Genomic DNA, 17,266 nt, shown 5'->3' on the forward strand with positions numbered 1-17,266 from the left:
TACGGCGTCGCACCGCTTACCCGCATCTGTAGGACCGTATGCGGACGACCCCGGCAGCGCCGTGCGGAGCCGCATCCTGCCTGTGACTTCCCCCTATTTTGCCTGTGAATCGTCCGCCCGTTCTTGCACGAATCTGGTTGCCTGCGACAAGCTGTTGGTGACGTCGTGAATAGATCAACACCGGACGGCAAGGGTGCCGTCGGCGGTTGCCGTGGCGATGCCGATACCCTGCAAGAGCCTGCAGAACGGGAAAACGCAAATGTTGAAACGTGCAGAACCTCGGCGGCCTGATTACCGCGCCATCGGCATCTACGTGCTGGTTGCCGTGCTGGCCCTGACAGGAATTTTGGCACTCTTCAATTCCCGGGCGGCATTCCTGCCGGACCCGAACGCGGGAGGGGCCGTGCCGCCGGTGAGCAATCCCTCGGCGAAAAGCGCGACTTTCCAGAAAATCCCGAATCAGGTGCTCTTCGCCCTTGATGGCGCAGGCAAACCGGACATTTCCGGAAACCTCACGAACATCGCGCAGGGCGACGTGGGGGATTGCTATTTTCTGGCAGCCTTGCTCACGGTAGCCGCCCGGGCACCCGACACCATCTTGAACATGGTTCACGACAACGCAGACGGCACTTATACCGTTTCCTTCCACAGCAAGTACGACGGGGAACCCAATCCGGTGACGGTGACGGTGAACGGTGACCTCCCGTACCGCCGCGGCAAAACCTTCGAAAACGGCATCGAAAACATCGGTGGCAAGAACGTTTCCTGGGCGGCCATCATCGAGAAAGCGTGGGCAGCCGCGAACGGCAACAGCTACAAGGGCATCGAGGGCACCGACCTCAGCAACGCCCAGGACCACGATGTGCACAATGCCCTCTTTGCCATCACCGGCAAGGTGGGCGTGGACCGCAACCCCGGCGGCCCCATGACCGGAGTGAGCTTTGCGCAGGTGCAGCAGGATTTCACGAACGGCCTCGTCACGCTTGGGACCTCCAACTCTCGCGGCAAGCTGGTTTCCAATCATTCCTACGCATTGCTGGGCGTGAACTCCTCCGACAAGACCGTAGTGGTAGGTAATCCGGAGGGCGGCCAGTCCACACTGACGTTTGCGGCCTTCCAGTCGAGCAACATCAACCAGTACATCGCGATACCGACCTATCCCTGAGAACCGGAAGGTCCCGGGCGGCTGGCATGAAGTGCCGCCGCCGTCCGGCAGTCAGGAGCATTCCCTTGTTTTTCCAAACGCGGTTGCGTACGGCTGGGTCCCGAAAGCGGCGGTCCAGGCGGCGCCTGTCCGGGACATTTCTCGTCCTGGCACTGCTTGTGGCCACCGTCGCGGCCTGCCAGCCTGGACAGGTCCCGGCCCGGTCTGGCACCCCCGGGCACGTGTTTGTGATCAACCTCGAGAACAAGGGATACGACCGGGTGTGGGATGCCGGGTCCGCCGCACCCTATCTCACCGGGCCGCTGCGGTCACAGGGGGTACTTCTCACGGGCTACTACGGCATCTCCCATAATTCGCTGCCCAACTACCTGGCCCAGATCTCCGGTCAACCGCCCAACGACAGCACCCGCCGGGACTGCCACACCTATACGCCCTTTCAGCCATCGGGCACCGACTCGCAGGGCCGGCTCCTGGGAGACGGGTGCGTCTTCCCGGCGAATGTTCCCACCCTGGCCGGCCAGCTGGTATCCGCGGGCAAGTCGTGGCGGGGCTACATGGAAGACATGCCATCGCCCTGCCAGCACCCGGGCCTCGGCGCCGTGGATGAGCACCTGAAGGCTGCCCCCGGGGACCAGTACGCCACCCGCCATAACCCCTTCGTCTATTTCCAATCCGTCACTTCATCGCCCGACTGCAGTAAGAACGTCGTCAACTTTTCGGCACTACAGCAGGACCTGAAATCAGTGGACACCACACCGAACCTTTCCTACATCACTCCGAACCTTTGCCACGACGGGCACGACAGCCCTTGCGTTGACGGAAGCCCCGGCGGGCTGGGGACCGCCGATGAATGGCTCAGCGAGCAGGTTCCGGCGATTTTGGCCTCACCGGCGTTTCGCCAGGACGGGATGCTGGTGATTACCTTTGACGAGGCCGACGGCGGCGCCGAGGGCCCCGCCGCCGGCGTCGCGGGCGGAACTGCCGGGGGGAAAGTCGGCGCCCTGGTCATCTCACCGTTCACGGCCCCCGGAACAACCTCGGACCGGCAGTACAACCACTACAGCCTGCTGGCGAGCATGGAGAATTTCTTCTCCGCCGCCCGCCTCGCCGGTGCCAGCGAACCGGGAGTCAACACCTTTGGCGCGGACGTTTACCGGGCCGGAAGGTGAGGCACGAACATGTTGGCTATGCGCGCAGGGGAAGGCAAGGACGGCACCCGGCCCGGTGCCCCGCCACCGGCAGGAACCACACAACGCCGTCGCACCGTGGCGGCCGCCATGTCAGTTCTCGTCCTGTTGCTGCTGGCCGTGGTTCCGTCCGGCCAGGGGCCGTCCGTGGCGCCCGCCGAGGGCATCTCGAAGATCAAGCACGTCGTGATCATCATGCAGGAGAACCGCTCTTTCGACAGCTACTTCGGGACCTTCCCCGGAGCTGACGGGATCGAGATGCAGGACGGGACGCCCACGGCGTGCCTCCCGGATCCGGCAAACGACAGCTGCGCCCGGCCGTTCTACAATCCTGCAGACAGCAATGCCGGGGCTCCACACAGCCACGCTGACCAGATCGAGGACGTCGACAACGGCGCCATGGACGGTTTTGTGGCCCAGGCAGAGAAGGGCCTCGCGGGCTGCGGACCGCAAGAGGACGACTGTGACTACGGCTCCGATGCGACCGACGTGATGGGCTACCACGACGGGCGTGACCTGCCCAACTACTGGGCCTATGCGAAGAACTTCACACTCCAGGACCACATGTTCTCAGCCGCGGCTGCCTGGAGCCTGCCGGCCCACCTGTACCTGGTCTCGGAATGGTCAGCCAAATGCGCAAAAAGCCGGAGACCCCTCGTCCTGTGTCAACGCCCTGCAGAATCCCGCCTCCGGCCCGGACCCCGAAGTTATCCGGAACACCCTGATCGGCAAATGCCAGACCGGCCTCGACCTCCAGCCGTGCCAGGACGCCCTGCAAGCCGCAGGCATCAGCCCTGATCTCGCCAAGGAGATTGACCAGCTCATCAGCGCCAGCTGCAAACCCTCCGATTCCTACCCCACCTGCCAGGCCGCCATCGACGCCGCCCCGGTGCCGGCCGACCTGAAGACAAGGCTCACCGAGGCCGCCAAGAAACTTGAACTGCCTGACTACGCCTGGACCGACCTGACGTACCTGCTCCACCAACAGCACGTCCCCTGGGCCTACTATGTCTTCGACGGCACGGAACCGGACTGCCGCAACGACGCCGCCACCTGCGCCCCCGTGAAGCAGAACGCGAAGACCCCCGGCCTGTGGAATCCCCTCCTGTACTTCGACACCGTCAAGGAGGACGGCGAACTGGGCAACATCCAGTCCCACAAGAATTTCTACGATGCTGCCCGCCGGGGCACCCTTCCTGCCGTCAGCTGGGTGGCGCCGACCCAAAAGGTCAGCGAACATGCCCCCGCCAAAATCAGCACCGGCCAGGCCTATGTGGCCGGGCTCGTCAACGCCGTCATGAACGGCCCCGACTGGAAGAGCACAGCCATCTTCCTCACCTGGGACGACTGGGGCGGTTTCTACGACCATGTGGCGCCGCCCGCGGCCGATGCCAACGGTTACGGCTTCCGCGTTCCGGGCCTGGTCATCAGCCCCTATGCCAGAAAGGGCTTCATCGACCACCAGACGCTGAGCCATGACGCCTACATCAAGTTCATCGAGGACGATTTCCTGCACGGCCAGCGCATCGACCCGGCCACCGACGGACGCCCGGACCCCCGCCCCGGCGTCCGGGAAAACAGTCCGCTTCTGGGCGACCTTTCCAAATCCTTCGACTTCAATCAGGCACCGCTGCCGCCCCTGATCCTGCAGAACGCGACCACCTACTGACGCCACCATCTGCAGACGGCACTGTTTGCAGACAGCACTGCACGGCATGGCCGGCGACGCTACGCGGGCCCCTCCAGATGAGCGTCCCTGACGTCAGAAGGCGTGGCGCCCTGGATGACCCAGCGGTTGCCATCCGGGTCAGCGAAGAAGGCAAACTGCACGCCACCCATCTCCTGGACCTCACTGATATCGGCGCCCCGGCCCAGGAGCTCGGCCCGCGCCGCGCCCATGTCAGGCACGACGAGCTGCAGCCCCTCGAGGCTGCCGGGTGTCATGCCCGTCATGCCGGTTCCGATGACGATCGAAGCAGCCGAACCTGGCGGTGTCAGCTGCACCACCCTCATCCCGGGAATGTGCTCAACATCGTGGTCAAGGACAAACCCCAGCTTCTGCGTATAGAAGGACTTTGACCGGTCGACATCCGCCACCGGTACCTGCACAACTTCAAGGCGCATCTCCATGCGCCTCACAGTACCGCCCACCTGCCGGGCGTGCCGAGGGGACGGCCCCGGCACTTCTTAAGCCTTTCTTAAGGGCGGCACGGGAGAGTTGAGGGAGGCGCCGGACAGCGCCCTTGCCCCGACCCGGAGGACTCCATGCCTGGACCAGCCCCTGTTGACCGCGACACAGCGCCCCATGACCCTGCCGGCACCCGCCCGGCAGCCAGGCTGCAGTTCTGGGCCATCCCGCAGGCCCGTCACTGGCTGCTGTGGGCCGCGCTGCTGTGCGTGGCAGTCCTCGCGCTCGGCCTGACGGCTCAGCTTGTGCCCGGTGGGAGCGCCGCCGAACTCGGCGTGGACCAGGATCTCAGCCAGCACCATGCCGCGCTCCTGACCGGCGTGGCGATGGTCCTGAACGTGGTGTTCGGCCCGGCGGCCGGCGTCGTCCTGGTTGCCGCCGTCGCGCTGTATCTCTGGGTGGTCCGTCGCTCCCTGGTGAAGGCCGTCGCGTTCGGCCTCGTCGCCTGCTCCGGATGGGTGGCCAGTGAGTTCTTTAAGCTCATCATCGCCCGCCAGCGGCCCAACCCGGCCCTGCTGTTCGATCCGCTCTCGCCCGAAACGGGCTCCAACAGCTTCCCAAGCGGGCACGTTTCCTTCGCGGTCGCGCTGGGATTCGCTTTGTACTTCCTGGCCCGCGGAACCCGCTGGGCCAGGTTCACCGCCGGCTCCGCCGTGCTGGTGGCCCTGGTGGTGGCCTGGTCGCGGCTGTATATCGGGGTCCATTACCCCACCGATGTGGCAGCCTCCTTCCTCGCGGCGAGTGCGGCCGTGTTGCTGGTTGCGGGGTTGTGGAACCGTTTCGCGCCGCGCCTCCTCGAGCGCCTGCCGGCCGCAGTCCCGCTCCGGTCAACCCGATCCTAAGGACGTGACCATGCACGGCATTTACGCGTCGGGGCTTGCCCCGGCACTGTCCGCCGCGGCCGGAATCCCGCCGCTCCTTGACCCTGCGAGCCTGCTCGGGGGTCTCGGCCCGGCGGCGCTCGGCGTCATCTCACTGATGGTGTTCGTCGAGTCCGGTGTGCTGTTCCCTTTCCTGCCCGGGGACTCGCTGCTCTTCACCGCAGGACTGCTGCACCAGCAGCTGCAGCTGACGCTGCCGGTGCTCATCGGCGTCGTCACCGCCGCGGCGGTGGCCGGCGACCAGGTCGGCTACATGATCGGGCGCAAATACGGCCGCCGGTGGTTCAAGGATGATGCGCGGATCCTCAAGACGGCGCACCTGACCACCACCGAGGATTTCTTCCGCCGCCACGGCGGTGCCGCCGTCGTGCTGGCCCGTTTCGTGCCCATGGTCCGGACCTTCGCACCGCTGAGCGCCGGCATCGCCCGCTACGGGTACAAGTCCTTCACGCTGTGGAACTTCGTGGGGGCGCTGGCCTGGGGCACGTCCGTGACGCTGCTGGGATCATGGCTAGGCCACTATGAGATCATCGCCAAGAATATCGACGTCATCGCTGTCGTTATGGTGCTCGTCTCCGTGCTGCCCTGGGGTATCCAGCTCCTCAAGCGCCGCCGCCAGAACCGCGCTTCCGCTGCCGAACCTGCAGCTGACTTTGGTGACGACACTGTCAGCGAACGTCCCGCGGAAGGCGTGACGCAGGAGAATAGCTGACATGACAACCGCGCAAAGCCGGCCGTCCCTGCTGCTGGTGGAGGACGACGTCGTCCTGGGACCGCTCATCGCCGAACTGCTGGAACCGGACTACCGGATCACGCTGGCCACCAACGGCCAGGACGGGCTGCACCTGGCGCTGACCCGGACCTGGGACGCCATGGTGATCGACCGCGGCCTGCCCGTTATGGACGGCATCGCCTTGATCGGTGCGCTGAGGTCCAAGGGGGTATCGACGCCGATCCTGATCCTCACCGCCCTCGGGGACACGGACGAAAAAGTCAGGGGCCTGGACGCGGGTGCCAACGACTACATGACGAAACCGTTCGACGCCGGAGAGCTCGCCGCGCGCCTGCGTGCCCTGACCCGCACGTTCACCCCGGCCGCCGCGCCCGTGAGCATCGGCGACTGGGAACTCGACCCGGCCTCGCGATCAGTGCGCTCGGTCTACGGGCTGCTGGTATCCCTCACGGCCAAGGAAGCCGAGCTGCTGGGCGCCCTGGCTGCCGAACCCGGCAGGGTTTTCACCCGGGAGGAGTTGCTCAGCAAACATTTCCAGGCCGCCGACCAGCCCGGCGTGATCGACACGTATGTCCACCACCTCCGACGGAAGATATCAAAGTCCGTGGTCCGCACGGTCCACGGCGTCGGCTACCAGATCGGCGATGCCCCATGAACAGGACGTCTCCCATGGCAGGCGAACCGGACCGGGACACCCTCCGGCGGGCCTCGCTCAAGGTCGCTTTGCGGATCAGTGCCGCCTGCGCGGTGCTGGTCCTCTGCCTCCTCGCCGCCGCGACCATTTACCTGATGAATAAGCTGGCGCACCCTGATCTGCCCGGATCCGCGGCGGCCGGGAAGGCCTACACCTATCTCGATTCCAAGGACCTGATCGAGGCGATGATTATCGCCGGGGTGGCGGGAATCGTGCTCGCAGGCGTCGTCGGGTGGTTCAGCGCGCGCAGCGCCATCCGGCCGCTCGGGGAAGCGCTCGCCCTGCAGCGGCGGTTCGTCCAGGATGCCAGCCATGAACTGCGCACGCCCCTGGCCATCCTGGACGCGCGCATCCAGCTCGCCCAGCGCGACGCCGTGCCTGACTCCAAAGCGGCCAAGGCCCTGGGCAGGATCCGGGAAGATGCGGCCACCCTGACCGGGATCGTCAACGAGCTCCTGCTGGCGGCAACCGGGGCCACCCCGGATCCCTCCGCGGAACCGGTGGAGCTGGCCGGCGTCGCCGGGTCCGTCGCCGAGAGCCTGCAGGAACTTGCGGCGAGGCGGGACATCCGGCTCTCCTTTTCCGACGGCGGCGGCGGCGGCGATGGCAGCGGCCAGCCGCTGGCGCGCATCGACCGGAACTCCCTGCGGCGGGCCGTGCTCGCGCTGGCGGACAATGCCCTGGCCCACACGCGGCCCGGTGGAAGCATCACCATCAGCACCGGGGTCGAGGGCAACCGCGCGGTGGTCTGCGTGGCGGACACGGGGTCCGGAATCACGGGCGTGGACCAGGCCCGGATCTTTGACCGCTTCGTCCGGACCCCCAGTCCGGATGGAACCGGGGCCCAGCGAAGCTTCGGCATTGGCCTGGCGCTGGTCCGTGAAATCGCCACGGCAGCCGGCGGCGCGGTCGAGGTGGACCGGACCGGGCCGGAGGGTACGACCATGAAGCTGACGCTTCCGCTGGCCCGGCGCTGAGGGCGGGGCGCCAAACCGGCACACGTGGCCTCCCGGGCACAACCGGCGTAGCCTGCGCTTAGACGCACACATTCCTCACCTGCGCGTCGGCACCAAGCGGGCGATTGCCATGGAGAAGTTCGGAGCACAGGACAGCCCAACCCAGCATCCGGCCGGACCGGCCGGGACGGGGCGCCTGCCGTCCTCACGTACGCCGTTGCGCCTCGCCGCCAGGCTGGCATTTGCCGGCTTTGCGGTGTCCCTGGTCGCCGGGTTGTTCCATGACGATTCGGCCAGCGCGAATGACCACCCGGCAACGTTCGCGGAGTACGCCCGCAGCGGCATCTGGACGGCGGTCCATCTGGGCCAGTTCGCCGGGATGGCGCTTCTGATCTCCGGACTGCTCGTCCTGCTGGCGGTCCTTCATGCGCCGGACGGGGCGATGGCCTGGACGGCTGGATCATCGGGGCCGAAGGCTTCTCCACGGCCAACACCATTCCTACGCTCTCGGGCATCGTCCTGATCCTGGCGTGGTCCGTGTGGCTGCTGGTCAGTGCCCGGTTCGGCAGCGATGCGCCAGCCAGCCGCGGGAGGCATGGGTAAGGGGCCACGCGCGGGCGAAGCCGTGCGGGCTTCGGGCCGGTGGTCTTGCGGCTTCCGCCGTCAGGGCAGCTGGTAGCGGATACCCCAGCTGGGGTGCCAGGTCTCGCCGGGGGCCAGCCACCGCAGTCCCTCGCCGCTGTTTAAGGCATCGGCGGGAGCTGTCATCGGTTCCACGGCCACCGCGGTGACCGGGCCGCCGTCGCTAGGGAAGACAGAGGTGGTGAAGGCCTGGATATAGCCAAAGGACGCATCCATGCAGAGTTGAACCTGGCTGCCGTCCGGCGCTTCGAGATAGTGCAGCGAGCTGCCGTCCGGTTGCCGGCCGACGTTGCTCCACGCATCGTCGAGGGCGACGGCGCCGACACGTTGCCCGGTCCGGAAGTCGTGCCGGGTGCCATGGACATCCGTAGTGGCGCCGGTCGGGTTCAGCCGGTCGTCGACTTCGATGTGGGTGCCGGCATTGATGACGAGCGTCAGGTCTTCCGTGGGCACGGCATCCAACTTGAGAAAGGGGTGCGCCCCCAGCGCGACCGGGGCGTCCCGGCTGCCCGTGTTGGTCACGCTGTGGGTGACCAACAGCCCGTCCTCCATCAGTTGGTAGCGGACTGCCGTCGCGAGTTCAAAGGGGTAGCCCGGCTCGGCTGTGACATCGGCAGCCAGCGTGATGCTGTCCGGCGTCCTGTGCGCGACCGTGTACGAGGCGCCGGACAGCAGCCCGTGCAGGGCGTTGCCGTTGCCGGGTTCGGTGATCTCCAGCTGCTGCGGGACACCGTCGTAGGTCCACTTGCCGCCGGCGACCCGGTTGGGCCACGGGACCAGGACCCAGCCCGCGCACGACGGCGGTCCGGACTCGGCGGGGTAGTCCTGCAGGAGGGCGACTCCATCGATTTCGAGGGCACGCAGGCTGGCGGCGATCTCGGTCACGACGGCTCTTTGGCTGCGGCCTCCCAGCATGGCCTGCAGTTCGTAGTGCGCTCCCATCGGTGAGCAGGAGTGGTTCTGCACAGTTCCGTTCTGCATGGTTAGCCTGTCTGTGACGTGGGGGCGGGCACGGTGCCGGCAGGTGTGCCAAGGCTGGCGGGATCGGCCAGGAACGGGGTGAAGGCGAGCTCCGCGGCTCCGATCATCATCAGGTCGGAACCGAGCGCCGCGCGGTAGATCTTGACCTGGCCGGCGGGGCCGTCCATTGCCTGGGAGCGCAGTATTCCGTCCAATGATGCCGGGGCGAGCGCATGCAGTGTACCCAGGAACCCGTCGAGGACGATTGCCTCGGGGTTGAAGATGTTCACGGCATTGCGCAAGGTGATGCCCAGATACGTGAGCTGTCGGGCTACTTCGTCGTTCACCGCGAAGCTGTTGCGGTTTCCCAGCGCCCGTTCGAGGTCGGCGGTGTCGCCGCTGCTCAAGCCGGCCAGGCCGAGGAGGCGGGACTGGGAGACCTCGGTTTCCAGGCAGCCCGTGGCACCGCAGTGGCAGGTGGAGCCTTCGGAGCGGACGAATGTGTGGCCGAGTTCCCCGGCGTAGCCGGAGACCCCCCGGAGCAGTTGTCCGTCTGCGATGACTCCTCCGCCGATGCCGCTGGGGCCGCCGTTGAGGTAGATCAGGTTCTTCTGCCCGGCGCCGGCGCCGAAAATCAGCTCAGCCTCGGCGCCCAGGGAGGCGTCGTTGGCGGCCTGGCACGGGTAGCCGGTGGCCTCGCTCAGCATCCGGGCGACCGGTTCATTGCGCCAGCCCAGGTGTGGTGCATGCCGCACGACGCCGTCGTCGCGGTTAACCAGGCCGGGCACGGCCATGCCGATGCCGGTGATCCGGTAGGAGGCATCCAGCTCGGACCGCATCCCGGCGATAACAGCCGCTGCGATATTCACGGCTTCCCGGGCGCCCGGAATCCGTTCGGTTTCAAAGCGGATCTTCTTATGAACCTTTCCGCCAAGGCCGACCAGGCCGATGGTGACGGCGTCGATTTCCGGATTGACAGCCAACGCCGCAATCGACGGACCGGGATGGACATCCGGGCTGGGCCTGCCCACCTGCCCCTCGCCGGCGGGCGCCGTCTCATAGACCACGCCCAAGGAGATGAGCTGTCCGATCAGCGTCCCGACGGTGGAGCGGTTCAGCCCCGTATGCCGGGTCAGTTGGGCACGGCTGAGGACGCGGTGGTGGTGGACGAGGGAGGTCAGCAGCGACAGATTGTTCCGGCGTGAGGGATCGGGCTCGCTCGTCGCGGCGGAAGCAGGGGTACGTGGAGGCATCATCGTGAGACTATCAGCGGCCGAACACCGTGCGGTCGAGGAATGCGTTGCGGAACTTTCCGGCCGGATCCAGCCGGCGGGCCAGCGCGGTGAAGTCGGCGAATCGGGGGTACATCGGGGCGAGGCTGGCCTCAGCGCCATGGAACAGTTTGCCCCAGTGCGGCCTGGCGCTGAACGGGGCCAGCTCCGCTTCCAGGAGCGGCAGGATAGCTCTGACCGCCGGCTCGTCCTGGCGCCAGGTGAAGTGCAGGCCGATCCCGTCCCGGCCGTAGTTGGGGCTGAGCCACAGCTGGTCTGCCGCGATGGTCCGGATTTCCCCGATCAGGAGCAGGGGAGTGACCATTTCGGAGAGGCTCCGCATGGTGCGGAGGGCCTCCACGGCATGCTCACGGGGGATCAGGTATTCGCTCTGCAGCTCGTCGCCCTTGCTCGGGGTGAACTCCATCCGGAAATGGGCGAGCCTGTCGGACCATGGCCCGGGAACCCCGAGCTGCTGGGTGCAGTTGCTCCCGGACGCTCCGGGAAGCGGGTGCCGGGCCTCGGCGGCCCGCGTGCCGGAGAAGAACTCCGGTAACCCCGCGGGCAGGACGGCCTGGTCCGTGCGGTTCTTGAGCCATGCCTGACCCGCGGTCGGACCGCTCCAGTCGGTGAACAGGCTCAGGCTGTAGGCCGAGGACGTCAGGGCGTCGAAGCTTTCCAGGATCTGTTCCCAGTCGAGACCTTCAAAAACAGTCTGGGCGACGTCGAAGCTTGGCTCAATGTCCAGGGTCAGCCGGCTGATGATGCCCAGCGCCCCCAGTCCCACCACCATGCCGGCGAATTCGGCGTCGCCGCGCCGGGCTGTGACCACGGTGCCATCGGCGGTGACCAGCTCCAGGGCCGCCACGGCGGTGGAGAGATTGCCGTTGCCGTCGCCGGAGCCGTGCGTGGCGGTGGCGACGGCTCCGGCCACCGAGATATGCGGCAGCGAGGCAAGGTTGTGGAGGGCGAAGCCCCGGCGCTGCAGCTCGGCCGCGAGCGTGCCGTAGCGCGTGCCGCCACTGACGGTGACGGTCATGTTCTGTGTGTCGACGCTGATGCCGGCGTCGAGCATGTCCAGCACCACCAAGGTACCGGAGGTGTCAGCAATGTCGTTGAAGGAATGGCGGGATCCCAGCGCGCTGATTTTCCCGGCGCCCGCCACCAGGTCCTGGAGCTCCGCCATGCTCGCCGGATGGGCGATCCGCGGCGCCTGGTAACTGTAGTTTCCCGCCCAGTTGCGTTCGGTCACCATCTGATCTGTCACGGTTGAATCCTTCACGTGGGGGCCTCTTTGCAGGGTTGGCGGCAGATCGGCGGCGCTATTTGCTGTTGTTCACAACATAACAGCCGTCGACGCAAACCGCTACGGTGCTAATAACGCAGGCCGGGCGCTCACCGGGCATGTGGTTGACATCACGGAAATTCATAATATGTTTGGGTCTAGAACAATTTATTTTGGACCCTGCTCAACAACCATCCCGATTCAACAACCACACCTACGCTTGGAGCTCTCAATGGCGATTCAGCCCACCCGTGAAGACAAGTTTTCCTTCGGCCTTTGGACGGTGGGCTGGGAGGCCCAGGACCAGTTCGGCTCGGCCACCCGCCCGCCGCTGGACACTGTCGAGGCCATCAACCGCCTCAGTGACCTCGGCGCCTACGGCATCACCTTCCACGACAACGATCTCTTTCCCTTCGGCTGCTCCGCCGCTGACCGCCAGCGCGAAATCGACCGGCTGACGGGCGCGCTGAAGGCCACCGGGATGATCGTTCCGATGGTCACCACCAACCTGTTCAGCCACCCGGTCTTCAAGGACGGCGGTTTCACCAGCAACGACCGCGGCGTCCGGCGCTTCGCCCTGCGGAAGGTACTGGACAACATCGACCTCGCAGCCGAGCTCGGTGCCGAAACGTTCGTCATGTGGGGCGGGCGCGAGGGCAGCGAATACGACGCTGCCAAGGACATCCGCGGCGCCCTGGAACGCTACCGTGAGGCGGTGAACCTGCTGGGCGACTACGTCACGGACAAGGGTTACAACATCCGGTTCGCCATCGAGCCCAAGCCCAACGAACCCCGCGGCGACATTCTGCTCCCCACCCTCGGCCACGCCTTGGCGTTCATCGAAACGCTGGAGCGCCCCGAACTGGTGGGCATCAACCCCGAAACCGGCCACGAGCAGATGGCCGGACTGAACTTCACCCACGGCATCGCCCAGGCGCTTTACCAGGGCAAGCTCTTCCACATTGACCTCAACGGCCAGCGCAGCATCAAATTCGATCAGGACCTGGTGTTCGGCCACGGCGATCTGCAGAACGCGTTCTCCCTGGTGGACCTCCTCGAAAACGGCGGACCCGACGGCGGCCCTGCGTACCACGGCCCGCGTCACTTCGACTACAAGCCCAGCCGCACCGAGGACATCGACGGCGTGTGGGACTCGGCGGCAGCGAACATGCAGACCTACCTGCTGCTCAAGGAGCGTGCCAAGGCTTTCCGTGCCGATCCCGAGGTCCAGGCCGCGCTGCAGGCCTCGCGCGTGGCAGAAATCAACGAACCCACACTCAACCCGGGCGAAGGCTACGAACAGCTCCGCGCCGACCCCGCCTCCTACGAGGACTTCGACGCCGACGCCTACTTCGGCGGCAAGGGCTTCGGTTTCGTGAAGCTGCAGCAGCTCTTCATCGAGCACCTGCTCGGCGCCCGCTGATCCCGTGGCGGCTGCTCCCATGACCCTTGTTGCCGGCGTCGACTCCTCCACCCAAAGCTGCAAGGTGGTGGTCCTGGACGCCGGCAGCGGCACCCTGGTCCGCGAGGGCCGGGCCGGGCACCCGGACGGAACGGAGGTCCACCCGGACCACTGGTGGCGGGCGTTGTCCGAGGCAATCGAGGACGCCGGCGGGCTGGCGGACGTCAGCGCGCTGTCGGTGGGGGGCCAGCAGCACGGCATGGTGCTGCTGGATCACGCCGGTGACGTGGTGCGGCCGGCGCTGCTGTGGAACGACACCCGCTCGGCGGCGGCCGCGGCCGCACTCACGGACGAAGTGGGGGCGGACGACTTCGCACGCAGGACCGGGCTGGTCCCGGTGGCCTCCTTCACCATCACGAAAGTCCGCTGGGTCCGGGAGCACGAACCGGAACTGGTGGACCGGGTGGCAGCCGTCGCCCTGCCCCATGACTGGCTGACCTGGCGGCTCCGAGGCTACGGCCCGGCAACCTCCAGCCCCCTGGGCCCGGACCTGGAACAGCTCACCACGGACCGCTCGGATGCCAGCGGAACGGGCTATTGGAGCCCCTCGGCCGGTGGGTACGATCTCGAGCTGTTCAAGACCGCCTTCGGCCGGGACGCCAGGGAGTCCACCGGGAACGCCGGGCCGGGGGACGCCGGAACCGTGGTGCTGCCACGGGTGCTCGGCCCCGGCGACGCTGCCGGGGAAATCCACCCCGGCTGCTTCGGTTCCCCGGCCGGACTGCCCGGCTCTGCTGGAACCGGTTCAGCAGGAGCCGGCTCTGCTGGAACCGGTGTGGCGGAATCCGGACCCCGGATCCTGCTCGGCGCCGGTGCCGGGGACAACGCGGCCGCCGCGCTTGGATTGGGGGCGGAGCCCGGCGATGTGGTGGTCTCCGCGGGCACCAGCGGCACCGTATTTTCCGTGGCATCGCGGGCCGTTGCCGATCCCAGCGGGACGGTGGCAGGGTTCGCGGACGCCAGCGGCGAATACCTGCCCATCGCCGTCACACTCAATGCCGCGAGGGTGCTGAGCTCCGTGGCCGGCCTCCTGGGCGTGGACTTCGACGAACTGTCGCGCCTTGCCCTGGAAGCCGAACCCGGCGCCGGGGGCGTGGTGCTGGTGCCGTACTTCGAAGGTGAGCGCACGCCCAACCTGCCCCACGCCAAAGCCAGCTTCCACGGGCTCAGCATTGCCTCCAGCACCCGGAGCAACCTGGCCCGGGCCGCCATCGAGGGCATGCTGTGCGCACTGTCCGGCGGGCTGGACGCGCTCCGCACGCAGGGCAGCCCGGCAACTCGCCTCCTGTTGATCGGCGGCGCCGTGCAGAACCCCGCGGTGCAGGCCATCGCGGCCCAGGTCTTCGATCTGCCGGTCGTGATCCCCAGCCCCGGGGAGTACGTCGCCAGGGGAGCGGCTGTCCAGGCGGCCTGGGCATATAGCGGCAACCGGCCGGCATGGCCCGTCGCGGTGGACGCCGCACCGGCCCCGGATTTCCACCCGATCATCCGGCAGAACTACCTGAGGGCGAGCAGCCACATTGATCCCGGCAACTGAGCCGCTGCTTGCCCGAACCCCGCTGCTTGCGGACGACCCACAGGATCCGCTCCGGGCCTCCGGCAATCCTGTCCGCTGGGGCGTGGTCTCCACCGGCAGGATCGCGTCCATAGTCGCAGGCGATCTGGCCCTGCTGCCGGACGCGATCCTGCAGTCCGTCAGTTCCAGGTCCCGCGCCGGCGCGGAGGAATTCGCGGCCAGGCACGGCTTTCGCCGCGCCTACGGCGACGACGACAGCCTTCCGGGGTACATGCGGCTGATCCAGGACCCCGACGTCGACATCGTGTACGTCGCCACTCCGCACGCCAGCCACTTCACCGTGGCACACGCGGCGCTCGAGGCCGGCAAACACGTGCTGTGCGAGAAGCCGATGACGCTCAACGCACGAGACACGGCCGTCCTGGCCAGGCTGGCGCGGCGCAACGGGCTGTTCCTGATGGAGGCCGTGTGGTCCCGGTTTCTTCCCAGTGTGCAACGTGCGGCGGAGATCATCGCTTCGGGTGAACTCGGCGAGGTCCGGTGGATCCAGGCGGACCTCGGCTTTCCTGCACCCCGCCATCCGGGAGCCCGGCTGTGGCAGCGGGCGGCAGGCGGCGGCGCACTCCTGGACGTCGGAGTGTATCCGCTGACCTGGGCGCTCATTGCGTTGGGGGCGCCCGAGTCCCTGACCGCGGCGGCCCACATTAACGGTGACGGCGTGGATGCCGAAACCGCTGTGACCCTTTCCTATGCCTCGGGGGCCCGCGCCCAGTTCATGGTGTCGCTAACCACCGTGTCGACGCAGGCTGCCACGGTGTCCGGGACGAAGGGGATGCTGCGGTGCAACGCACCGCTGTTCAACCCGACGGAGCTGACCCTTACGTTTGGCTCGGGAGAAACCCGGCTGGAGACGTTCCTGCCGGCGGGGCGTGGGTACACCTATCAGCTGCGCGAGGTGCTCCGTTGCCTTCAACTCGGTCTGACCGAGAGTCCCACCATGCCGCTGGCCGACACACTGCTGGTCATGTCGCTGCTCGATGAAGCCCGGCGGCAGGCTGGAATCACCTACCCCTCCGACCCGGTACAGAGAACGGACCGGCGCCCGGCACACACGGGCGGCAGCCAGTGCAACGACTAGTGCAGCGGCCTGTCCGGTTCCGGTTTCCCGGCCGCAGGAGGGGCCGTCGATTCCCGGACGACAAGATGGGTGGCGAGTTCGACCCGACGCGAGTCGAGTTCTTCGCCGTTGGCCTGACGGAGGACGGCGCGCAGGGCGGCACGGCCCATCTCCTGCAGCGGCTGCGTCACGGTGGTCAAGGCGGGGATGGACTGCTCCGCCTGGTACGTGCCGTCGAAGCCCACCAGGCTCAGGTCCTCGGGGATCCGCAGTCCGTGCCTCCGGGCTTCGGCCAGGACGCCGAGGCCGATGCTGTCACTTCCCGCGAAGATGGCTGTCGGGGGCTCGTGCAGGGCCATAAGGGTCTGGAGGCCGCGAATTCCGTGTTCCGGGCGGAACTTGTCCAGCAGGACGTAGTCGGGCCGCACCTGGACCCCGTCGGCCATGAGTGCCGCCATGTAGCCATGGAGCCGCGCCTGATTGCATTCCGCCGATTCGGGTCCGCCGATGTACGCGATCCGCCGGTGGCCGAGGCCGAGCAGATGCTCCGTGGCTTCCTTGCCCCCGGCCCAGTTGGTGGCACCGACGCTAACAACCTCCGACGGCGGCGGGTTGAGTGGATCGATCACCACGACCGGGATGTGCCGCCGGCGGAAGGCACTCAACTGCGCCGTGCTGAAGCCGGAAGTCACCACAATCAATCCGAGCCGGCCTTCATCCAAAATCCGCTGGGCGCGCCGCTCGGGGCTGAGCGTCGTGGCGGGAGCGTGCCCGGTCACGTCGACCAGGACCTCGACGTCAACCGAGGCGGCCTGCTCCAGCACTCCGTTCAGGACCTCGACGGCGTAGGCCGAATACAGCGAATCGAACACCACCTCCACGATGGCAGTCCGGCCCTCGGACTGCTTGCGCTGTTGCGGTGACTGGTAGCCCAGCTGCTCGAGCGCCGCCAGGACCTTGGTGCGCGTGCTCTCCGCTACGTCCGCCCGCCCGTTGATGACCTTTGAGACAGTGGGTGAGGAAACGCCCGCTTCCCTCGCGACGGCGGCCAGCGTTGGCCGGCCGACACCCTGGACTAGTGACACGATGACTCCTGTACTTTCGAAATGTTTCGATAAGAAAAGTTTGACCCCGTTTCCCTGATGCGTCAAGTTCCTTGGATATTTTGAAACAGGTTTTCGGCTTTACCCCTTGACTGTGACCGAAGTC

Annotated in this window: 17 protein-coding genes; 11 read left to right on the plus strand and 6 right to left on the minus strand. The window is 67.0% G+C overall.

What is annotated here, in order from left to right; translation table 11 throughout:
• Positions 1 to 259: 259 nt before the first annotated feature.
• From AC1MFL_RS11400 to AC1MFL_RS11415, 4 genes are all read left to right on the plus strand, one after another.
• Positions 260 to 1,165 carry a C2 family cysteine protease gene (locus AC1MFL_RS11400; RefSeq protein WP_479809822.1) on the plus strand — a complete coding sequence of 302 codons (906 nt, stop codon included), beginning with the start codon at positions 260 to 262 and terminating at the stop codon, positions 1,163 to 1,165.
• 221 nt (positions 1,166 to 1,386) lie between these two features.
• Positions 1,387 to 2,334 carry an alkaline phosphatase family protein gene (locus AC1MFL_RS11405; RefSeq protein WP_479809824.1) on the plus strand — a complete coding sequence of 316 codons (948 nt, stop codon included), beginning with the start codon at positions 1,387 to 1,389 and terminating at the stop codon, positions 2,332 to 2,334.
• An 18-nt stretch (positions 2,335 to 2,352) separates the two neighbouring features.
• Positions 2,353 to 3,150: an alkaline phosphatase family protein gene (locus tag AC1MFL_RS11410; RefSeq protein ID WP_479809826.1), complete on the plus strand. Its 798-nt coding sequence runs from the start codon at positions 2,353 to 2,355 to the stop codon at positions 3,148 to 3,150.
• Between the two features lie 91 nt (positions 3,151 to 3,241).
• Positions 3,242 to 4,021 carry an alkaline phosphatase family protein gene (locus tag AC1MFL_RS11415; RefSeq protein WP_479809827.1) on the plus strand — a complete coding sequence of 260 codons (780 nt, stop codon included), beginning with the start codon at positions 3,242 to 3,244 and terminating at the stop codon, positions 4,019 to 4,021.
• 59 nt (positions 4,022 to 4,080) lie between these two features.
• On the opposite strand, the gene AC1MFL_RS11420 is transcribed toward AC1MFL_RS11415, so the two are convergent.
• Positions 4,081 to 4,482, minus strand: coding sequence for a VOC family protein (locus AC1MFL_RS11420; RefSeq protein WP_479809828.1), 402 nt, complete (start codon positions 4,480 to 4,482; stop codon positions 4,081 to 4,083).
• A 135-nt stretch (positions 4,483 to 4,617) separates the two neighbouring features.
• Here AC1MFL_RS11420 and AC1MFL_RS11425 point away from each other — a divergent pair, with 135 nt between their 5' ends.
• The 4 genes from AC1MFL_RS11425 to AC1MFL_RS11440 are packed head-to-tail and all read left to right on the plus strand — an operon-like array spanning position 4,618 to position 7,825.
• Positions 4,618 to 5,382 carry a phosphatase PAP2 family protein gene (locus AC1MFL_RS11425; RefSeq protein WP_479809829.1) on the plus strand — a complete coding sequence of 255 codons (765 nt, stop codon included), beginning with the start codon at positions 4,618 to 4,620 and terminating at the stop codon, positions 5,380 to 5,382.
• 10 nt (positions 5,383 to 5,392) lie between these two features.
• Positions 5,393 to 6,133, plus strand: a complete 741-nt coding sequence (locus tag AC1MFL_RS11430; protein WP_479809830.1) for a DedA family protein — start codon at positions 5,393 to 5,395, stop codon at positions 6,131 to 6,133.
• Position 6,134: 1 nt separating this feature from the next.
• On the plus strand, positions 6,135 to 6,809 hold the full coding sequence (locus AC1MFL_RS11435; RefSeq protein ID WP_479809831.1) for a response regulator transcription factor: 675 nt from the start codon (positions 6,135 to 6,137) through the stop codon (positions 6,807 to 6,809).
• Between the two features lie 14 nt (positions 6,810 to 6,823).
• Positions 6,824 to 7,825: a sensor histidine kinase gene (locus tag AC1MFL_RS11440; protein WP_479809833.1), complete on the plus strand. Its 1,002-nt coding sequence runs from the start codon at positions 6,824 to 6,826 to the stop codon at positions 7,823 to 7,825.
• 184 nt (positions 7,826 to 8,009) lie between these two features.
• Here the strand turns inward: AC1MFL_RS11440 and AC1MFL_RS11445 are convergent, their stop codons facing one another.
• The 4 genes from AC1MFL_RS11445 to AC1MFL_RS11460 all read right to left on the minus strand — a co-directional run bounded on the left by AC1MFL_RS11445 (position 8,010) and on the right by AC1MFL_RS11460 (position 11,932).
• Positions 8,010 to 8,231 (minus strand): hypothetical protein, encoded by a 222-nt coding sequence (locus AC1MFL_RS11445; RefSeq protein WP_479809835.1) that lies wholly within the window; start codon positions 8,229 to 8,231, stop codon positions 8,010 to 8,012.
• 236 nt (positions 8,232 to 8,467) lie between these two features.
• On the minus strand, positions 8,468 to 9,427 hold the full coding sequence (locus AC1MFL_RS11450; protein WP_479809837.1) for an aldose 1-epimerase family protein: 960 nt from the start codon (positions 9,425 to 9,427) through the stop codon (positions 8,468 to 8,470).
• Between the two features lie 2 nt (positions 9,428 to 9,429).
• Positions 9,430 to 10,659: an ROK family protein gene (locus AC1MFL_RS11455; protein WP_479809838.1), complete on the minus strand. Its 1,230-nt coding sequence runs from the start codon at positions 10,657 to 10,659 to the stop codon at positions 9,430 to 9,432.
• A 13-nt stretch (positions 10,660 to 10,672) separates the two neighbouring features.
• Positions 10,673 to 11,932, minus strand: coding sequence for an FAD-binding protein (locus tag AC1MFL_RS11460; protein ID WP_479815432.1), 1,260 nt, complete (start codon positions 11,930 to 11,932; stop codon positions 10,673 to 10,675).
• 262 nt (positions 11,933 to 12,194) lie between these two features.
• Here AC1MFL_RS11460 and xylA point away from each other — a divergent pair, with 262 nt between their 5' ends.
• Genes xylA through AC1MFL_RS11475 form a run of 3 tightly spaced genes read left to right on the plus strand, consistent with a single transcriptional unit; the run spans position 12,195 to position 16,078 of the window.
• A complete protein-coding gene (gene xylA / locus AC1MFL_RS11465; RefSeq protein WP_479809840.1) occupies positions 12,195 to 13,385 on the plus strand; it encodes a xylose isomerase in 1,191 nt (396 codons plus the stop codon).
• Between the two features lie 19 nt (positions 13,386 to 13,404).
• Positions 13,405 to 14,961 (plus strand): xylulokinase, encoded by a 1,557-nt coding sequence (locus AC1MFL_RS11470; RefSeq protein WP_479809842.1) that lies wholly within the window; start codon positions 13,405 to 13,407, stop codon positions 14,959 to 14,961.
• Positions 14,945 to 16,078, plus strand: coding sequence for a Gfo/Idh/MocA family protein (locus tag AC1MFL_RS11475; protein WP_479809844.1), 1,134 nt, complete (start codon positions 14,945 to 14,947; stop codon positions 16,076 to 16,078). The genes AC1MFL_RS11470 and AC1MFL_RS11475 overlap by 17 nt, the downstream gene beginning before the upstream one ends.
• Here the strand turns inward: AC1MFL_RS11475 and AC1MFL_RS11480 are convergent.
• Positions 16,075 to 17,145, minus strand: a complete 1,071-nt coding sequence (locus AC1MFL_RS11480) for a LacI family DNA-binding transcriptional regulator (protein ID WP_479815434.1) — start codon at positions 17,143 to 17,145, stop codon at positions 16,075 to 16,077. The genes AC1MFL_RS11475 and AC1MFL_RS11480 overlap by 4 nt on opposite strands.
• Positions 17,146 to 17,266: the final 121 nt, after the last annotated feature.

This window comes from Arthrobacter sp. BG3 (assembly GCF_056680185.1).

Excerpts from the sequence above, each read along its gene's own strand:
- AC1MFL_RS11435 (WP_479809831.1), top strand. The coding sequence starts at position 6,135 with ATGACAACCGCGCAAAGCCGGCCGTCCCTGCTGCTGGTGGAGGACGAC.
- AC1MFL_RS11450 (WP_479809837.1), bottom strand. The coding sequence starts at position 9,427 with ATGCAGAACGGAACTGTGCAGAACCACTCCTGCTCACCGATGGGAGCG.
- AC1MFL_RS11425 (WP_479809829.1), top strand. The coding sequence starts at position 4,618 with ATGCCTGGACCAGCCCCTGTTGACCGCGACACAGCGCCCCATGACCCT.
- AC1MFL_RS11430 (WP_479809830.1), top strand. The coding sequence starts at position 5,393 with ATGCACGGCATTTACGCGTCGGGGCTTGCCCCGGCACTGTCCGCCGCG.
- AC1MFL_RS11470 (WP_479809842.1), top strand. The coding sequence starts at position 13,405 with ATGACCCTTGTTGCCGGCGTCGACTCCTCCACCCAAAGCTGCAAGGTG.
- AC1MFL_RS11460 (WP_479815432.1), bottom strand. The coding sequence starts at position 11,932 with ATGGTGACCGAACGCAACTGGGCGGGAAACTACAGTTACCAGGCGCCG.
- AC1MFL_RS11400 (WP_479809822.1), top strand. The coding sequence starts at position 260 with ATGTTGAAACGTGCAGAACCTCGGCGGCCTGATTACCGCGCCATCGGC.
- AC1MFL_RS11455 (WP_479809838.1), bottom strand. The coding sequence starts at position 10,659 with ATGCCTCCACGTACCCCTGCTTCCGCCGCGACGAGCGAGCCCGATCCC.
- AC1MFL_RS11420 (WP_479809828.1), bottom strand. The coding sequence starts at position 4,482 with ATGGAGATGCGCCTTGAAGTTGTGCAGGTACCGGTGGCGGATGTCGAC.
- xylA (WP_479809840.1), top strand. The coding sequence starts at position 12,195 with ATGGCGATTCAGCCCACCCGTGAAGACAAGTTTTCCTTCGGCCTTTGG.
- AC1MFL_RS11410 (WP_479809826.1), top strand. The coding sequence starts at position 2,353 with ATGCGCGCAGGGGAAGGCAAGGACGGCACCCGGCCCGGTGCCCCGCCA.
- AC1MFL_RS11445 (WP_479809835.1), bottom strand. The coding sequence starts at position 8,231 with ATGAAGGACCGCCAGCAGGACGAGCAGTCCGGAGATCAGAAGCGCCAT.
- AC1MFL_RS11440 (WP_479809833.1), top strand. The coding sequence starts at position 6,824 with ATGGCAGGCGAACCGGACCGGGACACCCTCCGGCGGGCCTCGCTCAAG.